Source organism: Labilibaculum sp. DW002 (assembly GCF_029029525.1).
GTDB lineage: Bacteria > Bacteroidota > Bacteroidia > Bacteroidales > Marinifilaceae > Paralabilibaculum > Paralabilibaculum antarcticum.
Map to the genome: position 1 here is coordinate 11,593 of NZ_JAKJSC010000006.1, position 21,071 is coordinate 32,663.

15 protein-coding genes and 1 tRNA gene are annotated in these 21,071 nt (G+C 35.7%); 3 read left to right on the forward strand and 13 right to left on the reverse strand.

What is annotated here, in order from left to right; translation table 11 throughout:
* Positions 1 to 463: 463 nt before the first annotated feature.
* The 13 genes from L3049_RS17515 to L3049_RS17575 all read right to left on the reverse strand — a co-directional run bounded on the left by L3049_RS17515 (position 464) and on the right by L3049_RS17575 (position 17,004).
* A complete protein-coding gene (locus L3049_RS17515; protein WP_275111121.1) occupies positions 464 to 1,993 on the reverse strand; it encodes a bifunctional GNAT family N-acetyltransferase/carbon-nitrogen hydrolase family protein in 1,530 nt (509 codons plus the stop codon).
* 837 nt (positions 1,994 to 2,830) lie between these two features.
* Positions 2,831 to 3,676 carry a class I SAM-dependent methyltransferase gene (locus L3049_RS17520; protein WP_275111122.1) on the reverse strand — a complete coding sequence of 282 codons (846 nt, stop codon included), beginning with the start codon at positions 3,674 to 3,676 and terminating at the stop codon, positions 2,831 to 2,833.
* Positions 3,677 to 3,975: 299 nt separating this feature from the next.
* On the reverse strand, positions 3,976 to 6,489 hold the full coding sequence (locus L3049_RS17525) for a PAS domain S-box protein (RefSeq protein ID WP_275111123.1): 2,514 nt from the start codon (positions 6,487 to 6,489) through the stop codon (positions 3,976 to 3,978).
* 336 nt (positions 6,490 to 6,825) lie between these two features.
* Positions 6,826 to 8,064 carry a RidA family protein gene (locus tag L3049_RS17530; RefSeq protein WP_275111124.1) on the reverse strand — a complete coding sequence of 413 codons (1,239 nt, stop codon included), beginning with the start codon at positions 8,062 to 8,064 and terminating at the stop codon, positions 6,826 to 6,828.
* 403 nt (positions 8,065 to 8,467) lie between these two features.
* Positions 8,468 to 9,343, reverse strand: coding sequence for a radical SAM protein (locus L3049_RS17535; RefSeq protein WP_275111125.1), 876 nt, complete (start codon positions 9,341 to 9,343; stop codon positions 8,468 to 8,470).
* A 59-nt stretch (positions 9,344 to 9,402) separates the two neighbouring features.
* Entirely contained in the window at positions 9,403 to 10,281 is an 879-nt protein-coding gene (locus L3049_RS17540; RefSeq protein ID WP_275111126.1) for a radical SAM protein, read from the reverse strand.
* Positions 10,282 to 10,441: 160 nt separating this feature from the next.
* Positions 10,442 to 11,254, reverse strand: coding sequence for an enoyl-CoA hydratase/isomerase family protein (locus L3049_RS17545; protein ID WP_275111127.1), 813 nt, complete (start codon positions 11,252 to 11,254; stop codon positions 10,442 to 10,444).
* Positions 11,255 to 11,414: 160 nt separating this feature from the next.
* Positions 11,415 to 11,846: a MarR family winged helix-turn-helix transcriptional regulator gene (locus L3049_RS17550; protein WP_275111128.1), complete on the reverse strand. Its 432-nt coding sequence runs from the start codon at positions 11,844 to 11,846 to the stop codon at positions 11,415 to 11,417.
* Between the two features lie 469 nt (positions 11,847 to 12,315).
* Positions 12,316 to 12,387, reverse strand: a tRNA-Arg gene (locus L3049_RS17555).
* Positions 12,388 to 12,470: 83 nt separating this feature from the next.
* A complete protein-coding gene (gene recO, locus L3049_RS17560) occupies positions 12,471 to 13,205 on the reverse strand; it encodes a DNA repair protein RecO (protein WP_275111129.1) in 735 nt (244 codons plus the stop codon).
* 10 nt (positions 13,206 to 13,215) lie between these two features.
* Complete coding sequence (porZ, locus tag L3049_RS17565) at positions 13,216 to 15,495, reverse strand: type IX secretion system anionic LPS delivery protein PorZ (RefSeq protein ID WP_275111130.1); 2,280 nt, start codon at positions 15,493 to 15,495, stop codon at positions 13,216 to 13,218.
* An 18-nt stretch (positions 15,496 to 15,513) separates the two neighbouring features.
* A complete protein-coding gene (locus L3049_RS17570; RefSeq protein ID WP_275111131.1) occupies positions 15,514 to 16,092 on the reverse strand; it encodes a non-canonical purine NTP diphosphatase in 579 nt (192 codons plus the stop codon).
* A gap of 84 nt (positions 16,093 to 16,176) precedes the next feature.
* A complete protein-coding gene (locus L3049_RS17575; protein ID WP_275111132.1) occupies positions 16,177 to 17,004 on the reverse strand; it encodes a universal stress protein in 828 nt (275 codons plus the stop codon).
* 193 nt (positions 17,005 to 17,197) lie between these two features.
* Between L3049_RS17575 and L3049_RS17580 the strand changes: the two genes are divergently transcribed.
* The 3 genes from L3049_RS17580 to ahpC all read left to right on the forward strand — a co-directional run bounded on the left by L3049_RS17580 (position 17,198) and on the right by ahpC (position 21,043).
* Positions 17,198 to 18,715 carry an adenylate/guanylate cyclase domain-containing protein gene (locus L3049_RS17580; protein ID WP_275111133.1) on the forward strand — a complete coding sequence of 506 codons (1,518 nt, stop codon included), beginning with the start codon at positions 17,198 to 17,200 and terminating at the stop codon, positions 18,713 to 18,715.
* 161 nt (positions 18,716 to 18,876) lie between these two features.
* The gene (locus L3049_RS17585) at positions 18,877 to 20,103 is read left to right on the forward strand and encodes an aminotransferase-like domain-containing protein (RefSeq protein ID WP_275111134.1); all 1,227 of its coding nucleotides are present in this window, start codon (positions 18,877 to 18,879) and stop codon (positions 20,101 to 20,103) included.
* 376 nt (positions 20,104 to 20,479) lie between these two features.
* On the forward strand, positions 20,480 to 21,043 hold the full coding sequence (gene ahpC / locus L3049_RS17590; RefSeq protein ID WP_275111135.1) for an alkyl hydroperoxide reductase subunit C: 564 nt from the start codon (positions 20,480 to 20,482) through the stop codon (positions 21,041 to 21,043).
* The last annotated feature ends 28 nt before the right edge of the window (positions 21,044 to 21,071 follow it).

Sequence of the window (21,071 nt, forward strand, 5' to 3'; positions counted from 1 at the left end):
ATCTCCCCTAAAAAGGGGAGACTTTTAAAACCCCAAACCCCTGAAGGGGCTTAAAAAAGGACTGCTAAGAGTTTAGTTAGTGTATGATATTTATGGCCGCTTAACACCCCTCTATATCTCCCCTAAAAAGGGGAGACTTTTAAAACCCCAAACCCCTGAAGGGGCTTAAAAAAGGTACTACCAAGAACTCGTCATAGCCTGACATTTACAGCTTTCCTATAGTCAGAATATGACCAATTTTTCAATAAACACCCCTCTGTATCTCCCCTGAAGGGAGACTTTAAAACCCCAAACCCCTGAAGGGGCTTAAAAAAGGTACTACCAAGAACTAGTCATAGCCTGACATTTACGGCTTTCCTATAGTCAGAATATGACCAATTTTTCAGTAAAAATCCCCCTTGAGAGGGGGACTTGTTGGGTAATGGAATGTGATGGTGCAGTAGCAAATGAGGGCATCTGTTTGCTATCGCTTTTTCTTTAATTCAAAAATATCTTTACGCCTATCGTTAAGGTTTCTAACACTCCCAAATCGGTTCAACTCTCTTAGCAAATCAATATCTACATCGGCAATTAGAATCATTTCGGTATTTGGCGTTGCTTCAGCTTTAATTCCATTTGTAGGAAAGGAAAAATCGCAAGGCGTAAATACCATCGATTGGGCAAATTGAATGTCCATATTGTGCACATTTGGCAGGTTTCCAACACTTCCGGCTATTGCAACATAACATTCATTTTCGATCGCTCTTGCCTGAGCACAGTTTCGTATTCTCGAATAACCGTTTTGTGTATCTGTTAAAAAGGGAACGAATAAAATATCCATTCCTTCGTCGGCTAATATTCTGCTTAACTCTGGAAACTCTACATCGTAACAAATTAAGATGCCAACCTTCCCACAATCGGTATCAAATGCTCGTAAGTCAGTTCCACCTTGCATTCCCCAAACTTTTGCTTCGTCGGGTGTTACATGTAACTTCTCATATCTTTCGACCGTTCCATCTCTCTTGCACAAATAGCCAACATTGTACAATACTTCATCTTTTATTTCGGGCATACTACCCGATATAATATTGATGTTATACGAAATGGATAGTTCGGAGAATCTGTTTACAATTTGCTCAGTGTATTTCGCCAATTCTCTTATTGCTTCGGGCTCGGGCAAGTGATTGTTTTCGGCCATTAGTGGAGCATTAAAAAATTCGGGAAACAAGGCAAAATCGGAACGGTATCCAGAAACGGCATCAACAAAATATTCTACTTGCTGAAGAAGATCTTCTAGTTTATTGTAGGGCCGCATTTGCCACTGAATAAGTCCAATTCGAACTACTTTTTTCTTTGTAGCTGCTTTTTTAGATGGTTTTTGATAATAGATATTATCCCACTCCAACAAAACTGCAAATTCACTTGAAGCCTCATCTCCTATCAAATAATCTTTTAAAATTTTAGCGGGATGAAAATCATTTGAAATTTGAAAATTAAGAACTGGGTCGTTAATTTCTTTCCTTTTCACCTTATCGATGTATTCCTTAGGGCTTAGTTCATCTTTAAATTTATGATAGTTTGGTATTCTTCCGCCAAATGCAATGCCTCTTAAATTTAATTTTTCGCATAGCTCTTTTCTGTAGTCGTACAATCTTCTACCTAACCTTAAGCCTCTAAATTCAGGTTTTATAAATACATCTATTCCGTAAAGAACATCTCCATCGTTATTGTGCGAATCAAAAGTGTAATTTTTTGTGATTTCGGAGTAGGTATGATTCTCTGAAAAATCGTCGTAATCAACAATAATAGACAGCGCACAACCCGCAAGCATGCCATTAATTTTAATAACAACCTGTCCTTCACTAAATTTATTAATTAAAGATTCAATTTGACTTTCCTTCCAATAGTCATCGGGCATGGTGCTGTAGGAAAGAATCATGGTTTCTTTCAATTCTTGATAATCTTTAACATCAAGGAATTTAAGTTCGATATTATCAATTTCTCCTATTTTCATTGTTCTTTTATTTGGAATACTAGCTATGGGTACGACCGAATGAATCGTCGTTGGTTTTTACTGATCTCATTTTTGGGGCGGTGAATACTGACTTGAGTAAATTATTTCAGCCCATTAAAATAATTTATGCTCTTTAAAATTTCATCCTTTTTTTTGTATCATTTGTTCTTGTTATTAACCTGTGTTTCATTGCCCAATTGTTACTACAATGTACACATATTAAGATGATATTTTCAAAGTTCGATTGTAAAAAATGATCCGAAAATTTTCACAAAAACTACAGCACTAAACTTAGCTTAGTACTGTAAATACTGCCTGTTATCTTTGTCCGTAGAATCATTTTAAGGTGTGGCTGTTTTGGAAAGAGAATGGATCGCGATACTACCGAAACGAAGTGGTGATCAGCGAAGCTAATTGCACACCAGCGGAGGTCTGCTAATAATTAGTCATAACCTGACATTTACAGCTTTCCTATAGTCAGAATATGACCAATTTTTCAATAAACATCCCTCTGTATCTCCCCTGAAGGGGAGACTTTACAACCCCAAACCCCTAAAGGGGCTTAAAAAAGGACTGCTAAAATTCTAGTCATAGCCTGACATTTACGGCTTTCCTATAGTCAGAATATGACCAATTTTTCAATAAACATCCCTCTGTATCTCCTCTGAAGGTGAGACTTTAAAACCCCAAACCCCTAAAGGGGCTTAAAAAAGGAATGCCAAGAATTTAGTCATGAGATAACAATTACAGTTTGCTTATCGTCAGCGTATGACTTGGGCATAAAAAAACCTCCCAAACCATTGTTTGGGAGGCGTTTTTATTGTTTATGCCTTGGGCTTATTTATTATTAGTAGCCTTGCAAAAGGTTACATTATCACCATTCCAAAGGTCACCTTCAGGAAGTACATTCTCGTGAAAGCTAAGCTCATCGAAGCCATTTACTTCAAGTATGTTTCTTAGGTCATCGTGTGAGAAGAAGCGAGTCCAAAAACGATAAACCTTAAGCGTGTCTTCCTCATCGAGCACCAGGTGCTGATAAAGAATCACCTTGGCCTCATCGTAAACAAAAGATTCGGAAAGGGCCATATAAGGTTTGCTATCCCAAAAGCCTCCTTTAGAAACTTCCCAATTCTTAGGGCTTATTTTATTGTGAATATTCCTATCGTTGAGTACATCGAAAATAAAAACACCTCCAGGCTTAAGCACCTTTTTAATCACGCCTAGTAGTTGTTCTCTTTCTTTAGGCAATAGAGGTCCGAAATCAGTAAAAATCAAAATAACCAAATCGAAGCTATTTTCTTCCAGTCTCAGATTTAGGTAATTCTCTTTCAAATAAGTAATGTCGAGCAGCTTCTTTTCAGCCTCATTTCGTGCATAATTTATTGAGTTCTCCGAGAAATCGACACCTGTCACTTTGTGCCCTTTCTTTGCAAGTAGTTCAGAATATAGTCCTGGTCCACAACCCAAATCGAGAATAGAAAGCTGTTCCTTATCGGTATTCTCGAGCACCCAATCTACGGTACTAATTATCGTTTTTGTTTTTCTACTGCCAAGGTCGAGCTCCGCGTTCAAATGGACATGAAGCAGCTGTTTCGAAATATGGGTGTCAGTCCACATAACTGAATTTCCTTTTTCGTATAGTGCTGGCTTAATCGTTTTGTTATGAATATCTACGAGTTTCATTTTGTAGTTTTTTCCATACGGATAGACACCATAAGACATATGCTTATAGACCAAACCGTATCAGTTCTTAAATAAAAATTGATTGTATTGAAACTTGATATTGCAAAGCATCTACCATTTAGAATAATGGCATGCATTGAATCGTTTCAATGGCTTCAGGATTGAAGCTTCGTATATGTGGATTACTTAATCATAACAGCACAAAAGTAGATAAAATAGTTGAATTCCAAAATTGGATGGCTTGATTTTGAAACTATTGTAGGGTGAAATGGAATAAAGACGATCGCCAGTGTCGTGAGTTAATTCTTTGGAATCGAAAATTTAAATACACTTCCCTTCCCTAGTTCACTTTCTAGCCAAATTTTTCCTTTGTGGATTTCGACAAACTCTTTGCAAAGTAGTAAGCCCAAGCCAGTTCCTGCTTCTTTGTTTGTGCCCTTTTCTGTGTGACAGTAATCTATCCGAAATAGTTTATCAATGTCTTCTTTTTTCATCCCAACTCCATTATCAGCAACAGAAACAATCAATTCCTTTTCGCTTTGTTTGGTGCTAATGCTTACTTCTCCTCCCGAATTGGTAAATTTTATGGCATTGGTAATTAGATTCCTCAATATCGTATTGATCATTTCTTGATCCGCGACAAGCGAAATGCTTTTAGGGATATCTTTAAAAATAGTTATATTCTTTTGCTGAACAGCAACGTTTGACAATTCTAGCACCTCATCGATTATACCTACTAAATCGGTATGTTCTGGGTTAAATTTAATTCTGCCGGTTTGTGTTTGCGACCATTCAAGAAGATTATTAAGCAGATTCATAGCTCGTTCCGAGGAATCTTGAATAATTGCAGCGTATTTGCCTACTTGCTCGTAATCACCTTCCTGAATTTGATCTATAATAAGATCGCTAAAGCCAATTACATTGTTAAAAGGGCTTTTTAAGTCGTGCCCAATAATAGAGAAAAAACGATCTTTAGTAGCATTCAGTTCCTTTAGCCGTATTTCATTTTCTTTGATAATTTGTTCTGTTTGTTTTCGCTCCGTAATATCAAGGATCACACCGCGTACCCTTAAGGGATTATTAGAAGCATCTCTTTCCAACTCTGCAATGGAATGAAGTATTCTTCGAGGAGTTTTATCTGCAGGTATAATTTCAAATTCTATATCATACTTTTTATCACGATTAATAAGATCAATTAATGCTTGATGCACCTTTTCTCTTTCTGGAATGCAATTCTCAACTTGTTCTGCACTAAAATTATTTGCATCCAAGCCAAAACCATAAATCCTTTTTGATTCATCTGAGACCCAAAAAGCATTTGTTTTAAGATTATATTCCCAGTTTCCGACATGCCCCAATGCCTGAGCTTTTTCGTTACGATGCTTATTTTCCAAAAGTACAGCTTCCATATGTTTGCGTTCGCTAATATCCCATATATAACTTTGCGAACCTGTAATTTCACCATTCGATTTTACAGAAACTGCTGACACCATTAAATGAACTGTTTTACCGTTCTTGCGAACACCTCTAAATTCATATTTTGCATTGGCTTTTTCACCTTTTACTCTATTATCATGATGACTCATTACGAATTCAACGTCATCGGGATGAACTAAGCCTCGTATGGGCAATTGTTCTATTTCTTGTCTGGTATAACCGAATATTTCACAAAATTTATCATTAAAGAATTTAAAATATCCATCCTCATCATCGATAAGAATTGCTATGTCTGCTGTTTCAACTAAATCTTTATATTTTATCTCATTTTCTTTTAACCTTTCTTCTGCAAGTTTTCGTTCCGTTATATCGCGAACGTTAACAATAACCGAGTTAATTGCAGGATTATCTAATTGATTGTTCCCAAATGCTTCCAGATAAACCCAATTTCCATTTTTATGACGATGTCGGTACTGGACTCCTCCACTTTCCTTATTTTCAATCATATCCAGAAAATCTTTTAGCACTGACTCTTGATCTTCTGGATGAATTAACCTTTCTATAACGGGAATATTTATCAGTTCTTCTGCTTTAAAACCCAAAATTTTCTCACAAGATTCACTCACATAATGTTGAACACCCTTAGAATCAAGAAGAGCAATCATGTCAAAAGAATTTTTTAGGAGGCCTTGAAACAATTCTTCCTGTGTTGATATTTCCGTTAGCAAACGCTTATTAAACATCAAAGTGAGGTTGTAAGCAAGGAATAGAAAAACAATTTGATTGGCTATGATAAAGCCTGTTTCAGAGTTGTTTGCATTAAAATAGTAAGTTGTGAATTGATCTTCGCTTAAAAGATAAAAGATCCGCCATACATAGATCAAGCTAAAAATGAGGAAAATTATACCCACTCCTCTTGCCATACTTCGCATCGTAAGGGGCGTTTTTCTCAACATGAACCATGCACTCTGAGAAAAAATATAGAATAAAACAAAGGATGAAATAAGGACTCTTGCAAAGAGTATTGGGTCGAAATAGGCAAAATAAAAATGAACAAGGAAATAGACTAATATTAAAATATAGTTATGAAGTTGAGATGCTCTTTTTCCATAAAATCGTTGTAGTCCAATTAGCATCATTACTCCTGATGAGAAAATTAAAGTATTTCCTACAGTCATTGAAATCCAATCGGGAAAAACACCGCGCATAAAAATTAAGAAGGTTCCTAATGCATTAAAAACAAAGCAAAGCAGTATCTCAGTTGTACCAGGAAATCTCTTTTTGATTTGTAAAAAGAGTAGACCAATTACAACTAGGCTGACAATATTCGTAATTAAATAGCTAATAAAGACTGTGGGGAAGTCGATTTGGAACATACAAATTGCTTAGTTAATAATCAATTAGGTTGCAATCCGATTTTTAAGGCATCGTTAAATGTGGTTATTCTCGGTTATCTAAATATAGTTATTTCTTTCAAAAAAGCATCTTCAAACCTCCTAAAACAGCTCTCTTATCTCTCTAAATATAATTATTATAAACATGCTAATACGGTAAAATAAAATGATTGCTGTAAGGAAGTCTAAACAGCAATTCCTACAAAAAGCCAATCAGTACAGTGAAAAAAAATAGCTTGAGCGAAACTCAAGCTATTAGAACTTATATAAGTTATGAAATACTATCTTTTAAGATAAGAAAATCAAAGATGGATCTCCTTATTTAGCTGGAGGTGTTCCTTCCGCGTTAGAAAGAATGGCATCCATTTGTACCAAAGCATCCTGAGCGATAGCTGAAACACCAATTACTGTTCTTGCTGGAAGATCGCCTTTAAAGAATGTTGGATAAACCTCGTTTACGGCATCCATATCTGCGATATTTCTAACTTGGATATTAATTTTAACCACATCGTCCATGTTGTGGTTGATACTCTCCACAATTGCCTTAATGTTATTCAAACACTGAGTAGCCTGCTCTTTTGCACCACCAGCTACTATTTCGCCAGACTTTGGATCGATAGGCAACTGACCAGAGATATGATTGTAATGAGAAAAAGCAACCGTATGTGAATAAGGCACTTTTGGTGCATTTTCCGTATTGCTTGCTTCGATCACAAGTAGACTGGTATCTTCAGGAAGCTGTGGCGGTGTGCCATCTCCGTGCGAAATAACAGTATCAATTTGCACCAAAGCATCCATTGGTAAAGCAGAAGCATTAAGAATTGAACGTGCAGGAACATAGTTTGGGAAAAATTTTGCACAAACTTCGTTTACAGCTTCAACATCCGATAAGTTTTTAAGGAATATCGTTGTTTTAACCACATCGTCCATAACATGGTCGATACCTTCCATAATTCCTTTGATATTTTTAAGACACTGTGCTGCCTGTTCTTTTGCACCGCCAACTACGATATTACCCGTTTTAGGATCGACAGGTAATTGTGCTGAAATATGATTGTAATGAGAAAAAGCTACAGTCTGTGTTGATACAGAATTTTTAGGAGCATTTTCTGTATTTCTTACCAATTTTACAAGATCGCAAGGCTCTTGTGGTGTAGTTCCTTCGCCGTTTGAAATAACGGCATCCATTTGCACTAAAGCACCATCCAAAGGTAAAGCAGCAACAGCAAGTACTGTACGTGTTGGAAGATAGCTCTGGAAAAATGTTGTATACACTTGGTTTACAACTTTAATGTCCATGATATTCTTAAGGTAAACATTAATGCGAACCACATCAGTCATCGTATGATCAATGCTCTCTACAATTGCTTTAATGTTTGCTAAGCACTGCTCGGCCTGCTCTTTTACACCACCAGCTACAATTTTACCCGATTTCGCATCGATAGGCAATTGAGCTGAGATATTATTGTAATGAGAAAAAGCTACAGATTGTGTAGACATAGCACATTGGGGTGCATTCTCCGTGTTTCTCGAATTTTTTATGATTACGCCACTCATAATAATTACTTTTTAATGTTTGTTATTGTTGTTTTAAGTGCGCCAAACATAGTAAAAAATTCATGCCTTTGCATAAAAACAAAAAATCCTCGTAAGTATGTACTTACAAGGATTATATACACCCCCAACGGAACCCAATTTAAAAACCACACCCCCCTAACTATTAGTGTATTGCTAGATTTCCCTTAGGTAAATATACCCTTATTTGCCTCCCTTGTTAATATGAGTTGATTATAGTATATAACGTTTGCCGTATGAAGTGTTTAACAATTCAAACTACTAATACTAATATCCAAAACTAAACATTATCGAAAGCAACAACCTCTGTAAGACTTTGATTTCATAAAAAGACAAGATTTGAAAATATCCAATAGATCATAAACAAACTCCCGGAAGGAAAGATTTAGAATTGGCCTAAATATGGTACTCCAACCAAAGCTCTTTCCTTGTTTATCAGAGCAAATTCGATCTCATCAATCAACTTCAATTTGTCATTTTTCATATAGCCCATCAAGGGCAAAAAGTTTGACTTGTGAGTTCCGTCTATTCCTAAATTATCAAGGGTAATGTTTTCTAAAAGTATTTTCATCTCCTCCAGAGTTTCGTAGGCATCTTGTAGTTTAAACTCACCCTTTTCCACTTGCCTTGCAAGGCTCGTTTTCGCTACAGGAACTGTCGTTAAAATACCCAGATGATGAGGTTTCATCCTATTAATAATCTCAGCCGTTGCCAAAATATGTGATTTCGAACCTTTCCCCCCCAAGCCGAGCATTATCATCGCTGTCAAATTCATCCCGGACTCGACAATATTTTGTCCTGCCTGAAGAATCTCTAATGAAGAACTACCTTTACGGACATCCTTCAAGACTTGATCATCTCCAGACTCTACACCAAGATAAGTTGTTGTTAATCCGGCTTCGCGCAATTGTTTTAACTCATCAACACTTTTACTAAGCGTACTTTGTGGTCCCACATAAGTGCTGACTTGTCGTAGATAGGGAAACGCCTTATATAGTTCGAATAATATTTCAAGCAGTATCTCAGTATCAAGAGAGATGGCGTCCCCATCACATAAGAAAACCTTTAGCAAGCGCCGCCCCATAGTAACTTTTGCCATCTTAATATCACCTATGATCTCTGGCAGGGAGCGTACCCTGTATTTACGGTCTTTATACATACCACAAAAGGTGCATTCATTGTGGGAGCAGCCAATGGTACATTGCAACAGAAAGCTATCCGCCTCTGGAGGGGGTCTGAAAATTTTGCCTTCATATCTCATCTTCTTGTTCTTTAAATTTTAACTTTTGCAATTAATAGTCGTCTCTATTTAGTATCGTTTTATAAAGAGTTTCGTTGGAAAGAATCTGAAAGTCTCTCCTCTCCTAATTCACTAATTCCGAGATCTATCTTATCAATCATTTTTTGTTTGTCTCTGGGTAGGTCACCAATAACCGGAAACGTGTTTGTAGGATGAACCCCGTAAAAGGGAATATTTTCCAAATTGATGCTTCTGATTAGTTCTTTTTCTTCCTCAAGAATTTCAATTTCTGAAGCTGGTAAAAACAGACCATTCTTAGCATCATTAGCCATAGGCGTACCTTCAAACAAGCCCAAAGTACCTGCCCAAATTAGTTTTGGTTTCGTTTCGTTCAGAAAGGCTGCAGTCTGTTTTGCATTCTCCAAGCCCTTGTCTTTTCCTGCCACACCAAGCATTAAACCTGCCATGTGATTGATACCAGCAGCATTTAGGCGGGCAAGTTCTGTTTTGGCTTCATCCACCGTATATCCCTTCTTAATATCTAAAACGACCCGATTCCAACCAGATTCTACTCCAACCCATAAATCATTAATTCCAAAAGCTTTCAGTTCTTTAAGATCCTCATCACTTTTTGATTGTATATTTTGAATAGAGGCATACATCGTAATGGTTTTGCATTCTGGGAAATAATCATGGATCATCTCTGCGATCTTTTTCAATTGTCTTGCACTCAAAACAAAAGCATCACCATTTACAAGAAATATACGTTCCACATTGCGATACATTTGCCTAGATTCCTTCAGATCCCGCTCTATCTGATCGGTATTTATCACACGAAAATTAACATCATCATACATATTACAATACGTACACTCGTTGTGAGCACACCCGACTGTTACTTGCAATAACATGCTGTTTGCTTCTACCGGGGGCCTATAGGTTGTTCCTTCAAATTTCATTTTTATACTTTTTAAAAATTTTATATCTAACTAGGCTTGTTGTTCTAGATAATATAAACCCAGTAAGGGGGTAATTCATTCCCTACTGGGTTTAATTATTAAATAAACACAATAGAATAACTAGTAATGCCTTTAAATGTTTGTTTACTGTTTACAGGACTCATTTTGAAAAATCTGCAGCAATATCGGCGAACAAACCCGGAAAGTCAGTGCCTTCTCGTTCTGTCTGGCCACCATGCTTTAAAAAGGCTTCGATAATTATCTCTGTTTTTTTCTCTTTGGCGCGCTCAAGAAAATATCGCAATTCCATCTCAGCTCCAGCTTCTTCATCCAGAATGGAAGCAGCGATAATTTCTTTATACATCACGATATCACGTATTTCCAAATTTCCAATAACCGCTAGTATTTGATCAAGGAAATTATCCATTTCTGCTTTAGGCACAAATTGAGTGATGATGTTTCGTTTCTCAGCTTCTTGTGCCGTAAAATCGTTACCTATTAATAGCGCTTGAAGAGCCTTACTTTTCCCCATTCGGCGTGCAAATTGTACCGCACCCTGACCTCCAGTAGGTATATTAACTCCTATTTCTGGTTGAGCAAATGCAGCATTCTCTGTACCATAGGCCAAGTCGCAAGCCATGACAAATTCATTTCCCCCGCCACGGGCCACACCATCAACAATAGCAATTGAAAGTTGCTTCATGGCTTTGATGTTATTAATCATACTACTGAATTCAATAGTTGCAGCTTGCCCTCCTGGTGTGCCATTTATGACATTTAAATCAAGGTGAGCCGAGAAAAACATCTCGTGATAGGATTTAAATACAACGACTTTAGTGTCGCGATCATCCTTTAAGGAAAGGATAAAAGCATTGACTTCGTTAATTAAATCGATTGTCAGAACGTTTACTGGTGGGTTTTTAATAATAACATTTGCCACTCCATTGTCTTTTGTAATAATCAGCTTACTCATTTTCTTAATATTTAAATTTATTATTCTCTATTCCCTAAAAAACCATTGTACACTACATCTTATAACACTTTCACATACAATATATTAGAATTTTTTACGTATGATTAAAACCATTTATCATTTGGTTGTACATACAACTATTAATATAACTAAAAAAGGACTAATCCTTTAAAAGCATATTTGCTTTGTTAATATCTGCAGTTAGATTCTTGGAAAAATCTTCATCCAACACTTCATAATATCTTTCATACATTTTTTTCATTGCTCCCTCAATCAATACTCTCAGTTCTTTTCCCTTTGCGGTTGGATAAATAAAAACGGATCGCCCCTTTTGCATTCTCTCCACCAATTGCTTTTGCATTAACTTGTCGATAAAACGAGTCATTGTAGAAGCTTTCAGATTCATTTTTTGACTCAATTCATTCTGACTCAGTCCTGGCTCATCAAGCAAAGTGAGCATCAAGTAAGCATGAGAGGAAGTCAATCCTGTTATTTTAAACTCCTCTTCTGCCATTTCATTAATTTTTCTGGCGAAAGAATTGACTGTAAAATACAGGCAGCATTCGTGAAATGTCTTAGATTCTTTAGTCATGTTTGTTTCTTTATCTGCTGCAAATATAGATATATTAGTTGTACATACAAATGTTATTGTACTTTTTTTCAAAAATCTTCTGATTCTTATTCATATCAATATTAAAGGGAATCAAGTTTCCATTAACTGAAGTCGAAAATGTCAGTTACTTGACAATTACACTTGCATTTCACCATGTAAGTTTCTAATGTGCTTGATATTCCAACAAATGAAACGGTATGTAAAATAATATGTAGCTGAATAACGGAATGAAAATTAAACGGGTTTTATGCGATCCTAAAAGACTTTCAGAATGAATCTATAAATTGTTAGGATTTGGCATGTTTGAGCCGCTAATTAGTTAAAAAATGACTCAAATGTTCTTTAAAGAAGTAATATTTCTTCGAAGAATTTGCCTGTTAAGAATGGAACAGAAACAGCATTAAAATAAAAAACACTGACAACCATTTGATTATCAGTGTTTTTTTTGTAGCCCCAACAGGACTCGAACCTGTATCTAGTGTTTAGGAAACACTTGTTCTATCCCTTGAACTATGGGGCCAAAAGACATGCAAAAATATTCAAATCTTGTTAATCAGCAAAACAATTGGAGAAAGGATTTAATAAATAAAAAGAATGGACAGATCATTCCTCCTCCTGAAAGAGTTCATGCAGTACAGATAGAGACTTTAAATTGCTAAAACCATCAATCTGGAGGGCATAAAAATTCAAAATAGCTCTTAAAACCTCACCAAGCTCTTCACTACTCATCTTTAAATCATTAACAAGATCAATTGAAGTATTAAATAAAGAATTAAGCTTTCGACTAAGCTGTAAATTCAGGCAATGAGCATGTGTCTTTGCTTCAGGTACAAAAAAGCCATTATCCATATCGAAAAAGGCATTTTCATCCGACCAATTTAACTGTGGAAAGAAACCTAAGAAGCGTGTTAACTTGCTTAAAAAATACAAATGGAATCGTTTTATCGACTCTTCCGTTAAATCAAGGTAACGAATACTATTGTATAAGAAAACGAATAAATCTTGGTTATGCTCTTCCTCACGAAGTACTTTTGAGCAAACTTCTGCTAAGAAAAGTACCATAGCACTTTTGTACACATCAAAAACCAGATTGTTTAAATTCTCGCACAATCGAACTTCTTTCAAGGATTGAAGATTCTTGCCTTCTCTATGGTACACTTCCATATCCAAAAGAAAGAAAGGTCGAAATAAATTGCTTTTGCTAACTGACTTTTTCGATCGACCACCTTTTACAATATAGGCCTGACGTCCAAACTTCTCTGTATAAACTTGCACAATTATGCTTGTTTCGCCATACTTTAACTGGCTAAATACAATGCCTTTGGTTTGATGAATCATGCCAATAAGTTTAGTGAATAAAGAGTAATTTAATCACTTTTGATTTGGAACCATCTGAATTGGAGCAGAATATTAGGTAAACACCTGTATGAACTCGAGAACCGTTAAAGTTTTTGCCATCCCAGATGTACTGTCCTCCAGCTGATTTTCCTTCCATCACCAAATTACCACTTATATCGGTAATTTTCACAGTTGACTCAGACATTAAGCCACTCACAACAATATCGCCATGATAAGTTTCTCTAACTGGGTTTGGGTAAACATACAAATCATTGTAAGACTCCTGTCCTTCTGTAACTCCACCTTTGTAGGATACCATTCCCTTATCGGTAAGGAAAAACACTTCCCCACTAGAAGGATTAACTGAAATTTTTCGAATATAATTAGAAGGTAAAGGACTGTTTTCGTTTGTAAAATGTGCCAATTGCTCATCTGCATTTTCAGATACCAAAAACACACCTGAATTTTCTGTTCCTAGCCACTTTTGATTGGCTCCATCAACAGCGATACTTACCACAGTTTCGCTTCCCAATAAATATTGAGTTGATCCATCGATTGTGATAATTGGCTGATAAGCAATAAAGTCACCACTTCGGAAAAGATTTCCAGGATTAGCGTAAACTGCTACTCCATTATCTGTTCCCAACCAAACATTTCCATCCTCATCCTCAACGGCATCATATACCTGCGAACTGATGGTAGCGTTATTTTCATCCCGAACAAGAAAAGAAGCAATCACATCATCATCTTCATTTGCCAAAGTTCCATTTTCATTGAATGCAAATAAGGATTGCCCCAGATTATTTAAAACCCATTTATCACCGTTCGACAAACAGAGAATCTTTCTCATATTCACCCGATTTGCAAGTGTTGAATAATTCAAACTTGTCCATTCACGTTCTAAAGAAAGAACCTTTACCGGACTTGATGAGTTGGCATCCAAAATCCATAAATTTCCATCTGTATCGCTATCAAGACCACTTATGCCTTTTGTTCCTAAGGGTGAATTTCCAGAATTCCATTTCTCTAAATATTGCTGATCTTTAAAAACAAAAATTCCATCGCCCCAACTAGCTGTATAAACACGCGATTGATCTCTTTGATTCCCACTAACTGCAATCAAATCGGAACTCCCAATAAAAGCATCTGTATTCTTTTCAGTATAATTAGACCATTCCTGATCGCGAAATTGGTACAACTCAGCCTTTCGATCCAAAGCTTCATAGGAATCATCAAATCCTCCTGCTACAGCCCATGTATCACTGCCATTTGAATAAACATTGCTAATGTTTCCACTCAAAGGACCATCAGGCTTAATAAAGCTCAAATTACCTCCTGTTATTTCCGTTAATGATTGTTCCCAATCGGCAACAAATGTTCTACCATCAAACTTATAGGCGTCGCGCATGTGCAACAAACTCGATGAACCAATTGCATCTGCCTGTATGCCATTTGAGTTGAATATTTGTGTTTCTTCCGATTGTACAACCCACAATTGATCGTTTAAACTATTCAATGAATGGATTTTTGAAAAACCACTTCCAAAAGTAGACCAGACACCATTATTATACTGATACAACTCACTTTGCGTCTCTAAAAAATCACGACTAACAATAAGGTTTCCATCCAAAAACGTCAAATGCTTACACTCCTTTTGAAAATCAGGAATACCATTTTGAAGTGTCCAACTGTTAAAATCAGCCAAGTTTATCGCGTTCCAATTTGCTGAGAAAATTCCTCGATCGGTAGCTGCCCAAATCTCATTTTCACTCAGTGTTAACTCATTAACAACAAGTTGCTCTCCTCCATTGCCTATAAAGTAAGTATCTGCAACTTCTTCTCTATCAATGTGAATTACTACAATTCCAAAATTAGTTCCTAGGTAAGCAAGCCCATCACGAATTACAATCGAGTTGATTTTTTTATCACTTACCAAAGCAAAGTTTTTAATATCAGGAAGGTTTGTAATTCTTCCCTCTGATATTAAATCCAAATTCCCATTTGCATAGGCTACTAATAATGTTTGTTCATTTTCTGACCAAGCTACTGAACTGACCTTCGATTCTGAAAGGCCGTTGGTTTTGCTGTATGCCACAATTTCATTATCAATCAACGAATAGGAAAAGAAACCTGATTCCGTTAAACAATACAATCTATCTCCAGCTTTTACCAATCTATTGGCTTTTTGATAGGGTAAATGCTCACGCCATTCACCTAATCGCAATTGTCCATAACCCTTTACGGAAAACAGAACGAATAGTGCAAGAAGTAGATTTCGCAAAACTGACATATGATTGTTCTTAAGGATTTATTTAATCTTATTTAGATGCGCCACCAGTTTTTGTACTGCCAAAGCTCGATGACTAATTTTATTTTTTTCGCTCATTTCCATTTCCGCAAAAGAAACATCGTAACCTTCCGGTTCAAATATTGGATCGTATCCAAACCCATCAATTCCACGCTCTTTTTCAAGGATATTTCCTTTAACAATACCTTCAAACTGAGTCTCTTTACCATCAATTAATAAAGATATTACCGTTCTGAATCGCGCTTTTCTATTTTCGATGCCTTTCAAATTTGCAAGTACCTTTTTCATATTGCCTTTCGCATCCTTATCAATGCCAGCGTATCTAGCGGAATATACACCAGGTTCATTGTTTAGAGCTTCAATTTCTAAACCAGTATCATCAGCAAAACAATTTACATTGTACTTGTCAAAAATATGCTTTGCCTTCTGGTTCGCATTTTCTTCTAATGTCTCGTAATCTTCTGGAATTTCGTCGGTACAATTAATATCCGACAAGCTTAAAAGTTCAATATCTTCACCTAAAATATGCTGTAATTCTTTTAATTTATTCAGGTTATTGGTTGCAAAAACAAGCTTCATAATTACTCTCTTATCAGTTTATGGATACAAAAAAACAACGGCCATACAACCGTTGTTCAAATATATAAATTTCAAATTTATGCTTTAATAAAAACTGCCATATTTGGCTAAGTCTGTTCTTGGATTAACACACATAACAGGAACGTGAGCCGAATTAGCAATCACAAACTGCTCATGAGCACCCAACATATAATCTTGGAATGAAATGTTCTTTGTTGTCATGATTAAGATGATATCTGCTTCTATTTTTTTAGCAAAATCAACTGTTTCCATTGCAAAATCGCTACCCCCATCAGCCGTATCAATTTCATAATCAATACCCCTGTTCTCCAAATACTTTTTAGCAAATACCAAATTGGCTTTTGTTCTCTGAAGCATTTGACCTTCAGGTATTTTAGGTGTAATAATTCGCATTTTTGCTTTAAAGAATTTACCTAAAAATTCAGCCCAGCTTAATTTTTCTTTGTTCTCTTTCTTAAAATCAACAGGCAAAACAACAGACGAATATTTCTTATGCACTGGAGGAGCTTGCACAACGATAAAAGGTACACGTGAACCAATAATAACCTTTAAAGCCCAACTACCTGTCAATTTTTGCATTCCCTTAATGCCATGAGTACCCATAAGTACTAGCATGGAATTCATTTCTTTTGCGATATCGTTGATTGAAGTAAAAATACTTCCTTCACGTACAACTATTTCAGGGCGAATTCCCTTCTCTTTTTCAATTTTCTCAACGGCCTCAAGCATTTTTGCATTAGCTTCCTCAATATGAGATCCTTTTTTTACAATATGCAGCAATGTTACATTTGCATCAACATTTTCAGCAAATATTAAAGCATGCTCTAATGCGTACTCTGCGACAGTTGAAAAATCCCATGCCACGAGTATTGATCTTTTAGTGTTTTCCATAGTTTTAAGTAAAAAGGATGGTCAATAAAAAAATTAACATAACCGTTGGACAATTTAGCTATTTTCTTCTAAACAAGCAAATATATAGGGCTTCTGTTAAGATTGAGTATTAATTTACGAAGAAGGCTGATATTTTAAAAATTCTTGGCTATTTTTATTACCATTCTTTGCACTGAATACTAATTTGAATCTAATGTACGTCTCTCTATACTGTTTAAGTTTATTATTTCCAGCCAATTACTTTTCAAATTTACTTTTAAGTTTGGGGGAAAACACAGTCAGTTTCATCTCCGAAAACATAGTAGTAGTTGGGATTATTCAAATATTTCTCTTTGCCTTGATGTATTTATGGCATCAACTAAGGTTAAAAAAACAAAGAAAAAGCATTGAAAATGAATTTTACGATAAAAATCAAGAGATAATAGATCAAAAAGAAAAAGCAGAGAAATTACTTTCCAATTTACTACCTAAACAAACTGCAGAAGAATTACAATCTACAGGAAAAGTTAGCTCTAAAAGATATAGAATGGTAACCGTTTTGTTTTCCGACATCCATGGATTTACCAAAATTGTCGAACAAATGAACCCAGAAGATCTAATAGATGAACTGGACAAGTTTTTTATGCACTTTGACTCTGTTGTTGAAAAATTCAATATTGAAAAAATTAAAACGGTAGGTGATGCTTACATGTGTGCCGGTGGTATTCCAAATAAAAATCGAACCAACCCAATAGAGGTAATTTTGGCTGCCATGGAAATTCAGCAGTACATGAAAAGCATGAAAATCAACTCAAAAGCGGGTAAAAAAGCCATTTGGGGCTTACGAATTGGTGTACATACTGGTCCTGTAATTGCTGGTGTAGTTGGAACTAAAAAAGTTAGCTACGACATATGGGGCGATACTGTAAACACTGCAAGTAGAATGGAATCATCTGGTTCTGTAAGCGAAATAAATATTTCAGGAATGACCTATATGCTAGTTCGTGATTTCTTTATTTGTGAATACAGAGGACGAATGCCAGTCAAATACAAAGGAAATATTGACATGTACTTTGTAAAAGGTTTTAAGCCCAATATGTCTTCCGATCTAAAGGGCTTGGTACCAAATCAACATTTCATCACGCAATTTCAAATGCTGCGTTACGATGATTTAGAAGAAGCCATTCTAACCAAGTTGGAAAATGAATTGCCTAAAAATCTATATTATCACAACCTAAAACACACCATTGATGTAATTACAGAGGTTGAAATTATTGGCAGAAAAGAAGGTGTTAAAGATCCTGAGATGATTATTCTAAAAACTGCAGCCTTATTTCATGATACAGGTTTTATCTTATCGTATAATAATCATGAAGAATGTGGTGTTAAAATGGCTCGTCATATCTTACCAAAATATTTCTACTCTGAAGAACAAATTGATCAGGTTGCCAATCTTATTATGAATACCAAGTTTCCACCTGAACCAAAGACAAAATTAGAGATGATCATATGCGATGCTGATCTTGATTACCTTGGTCGCACCGATTTTATTCCAGTATCGGGAAATTTGTATCGAGAATTGAAAGAGCATAGTAAAATCAAAAGCATTGACGACTGGAACAGACTCCAAATCAAATTCATAGAGAATCATCAGTATTTTACCGAAACAGCACGCAACATGCGAGACGTAAATAAAATAAGACAGCTCGATAAACTTAGAGAGTTGATTTAACTGTTTTATTTAAGCTGAGTATATTGATTTTAAATTAGCAAACCCCTTCCGTTTCCAACATCAATTTTTTTGATCTCTTTTAAAAATTGGCGTAAATTGAATAGAGTGATAATCAACACATAAGTGATTGAACACAACACACATTCTAGAAAAGGGGGAACATGATCACAAATTTAGAAAACATTCTTTCTGATAGTGCCAAGGGCATGAAACGGTCGGTTATCAGAGAGCTTTTAAAATTAACTCAAAGACCTGACATCATTTCTTTTGCGGGCGGATTACCTGCTCCTAGCACCTTTCCAATTGAAGAACTAAAGCAAATTAGCAATGAAGTTCTGGAAGAAGAGGGAAGTTCTGCTTTGCAATATGGTCAAACTGAGGGAGAAACTCATCTTCGGGAAATCCTGCTTGAACGCTATCAAAAAATTGGCTTAAATATTAGTATTGATAACATTAGTATACTCACCTCATCGCAACAAGGACTCGACTTAGCGGGTAAAATATTCATTAACCGTGGCGATAAAATCATTTGCGGATTACCAAGTTATTTAGGTGGTTTAGGTGCTTTTTCGAACTATGGAGCAATTCCTGTTGGAATAAAATTTGATGAATTTGGAATGCGTTCAGATTTACTAGAAGTAAGCTTGTCTAAACTTGAAGCAGCTAATGATTTACCAAAATTCATTTACGTAATCCCTGATTTTCAAAATCCTGCCGGTATCACAATGCCAGAATGGAGAAGATTGGAAATTATCAATATTGCGAAAAAATACAATATTTTAATCATTGAGGACAGTCCGTATCGAGAATTACGTTTCGAGGGGGAATCTCAAAGAATGATGTATGATCTGGACAATTCAGGGCAAGTAATTTGCTTGGGAACTTTCTCTAAAATATTTGTTCCTGGATTTAGAATTGGGTGGGTAATTGCTCACGAAGCGATTCTTGACAAATTTGTGAAAGCCAAGCAGTCGACTGACCTTTGCACCTCTCCTTTTGTACAAAAAATTGCCGCCAGATATCTAGAAAAAGGATTGTTCGACAAAAACTTAAAAAACATTATAAAAATGTACCATCGCAAACGCGATGTGATGTTAGAAGCCTTTGAAGAATTTATGCCTAAGGGTGTTAAATGGACAAAACCCGAGGGTGGTTTATTTCTTTTTCTTATCTTGCCTGAAGATATGGATGCGGAAGACCTCTTTGAAATTGCAATTAAGAAGAATGTCGCATTTGTATTGGGTTCGGTTTTCCACTGCGATGGTAGTGGCAAAAATACCATGAGGATTAACTTTTCCTATATGGATGAAGACCAGAATAGAATTGGTGTTCAACGCTTGGCTGAATCGATTCAAACCTTATTGAATAACAAATGTTTAACCGTTTGATTTTTATTAAAATCAAACACTTTTTTAGTAGTTATAAATCCTAATTCTCACCTTACAATGAGATAAGAGAGAGTTCCATTTGGGACTCTCTCTTTTATTTTTCAATAAATTCTAATTAAACATATCTATAAATTGATTTCAGGCTATCTGATTTTAATAAAACAGATCACTTATTTCCTGTTTTAGATAGAATTAATCTTTATAATAAATTAATTTCCACTTATAAAACATACGCAAATAAAGGCTTACAGTAACACATATCGATATTATCTATGGTTTTTTAATTATTATCTATTTGATTTATATTGCAAGTCGTATTAGGTTTGCAGCGGATAAAAAACAAAACAATAAATAATCATATTAAAAAAAAATAAGTATGTCATTAATTGGAAAACAAATTGTAGATTTTGAAGTTCAAGCATTTGCAAACAACGATTTTAAAAGCGTTAAAAAATCAGATTTACTAGGTAAATGGTCTGTATTTTTCTTCTACCCTGCCGATTTTACATTCGTGTGTCCTACTGAATTGGAAGATCTTGCGAACCTTTATCCTGAGTTTAAAGCAATCGATAGTGAAATTTATTCGGTTTCTACCGATACCCATTTCGTACACAAAGCATGGCACGATACTTCAGACACAATCAAGAAAATTCAATACCCTATGTTAGCAGATCCAACAGGAGTTTTATCTCGTGGATTTGATGTAATGATTGAGGAAATTGGATTGGCTGAACGAGGAACTTTTATTGTAAATCCTGAAGGCGAAATTGTAGCTTACGAAGTTGTTGCAGGAAACGTAGGAAGAAATGCTGAAGAGTTACTAAGAAGATTGAAAGCATTGCAGTTTGTAGCTAAAAATCCTTCTGAAGTATGTCCAGCAAAATGGAAAGAAGGAAATGAAACCTTACAACCAAGTATCGACCTGGTTGGTAAAATATAATAAGAATAACACCCAAAAGCTGTCCTTA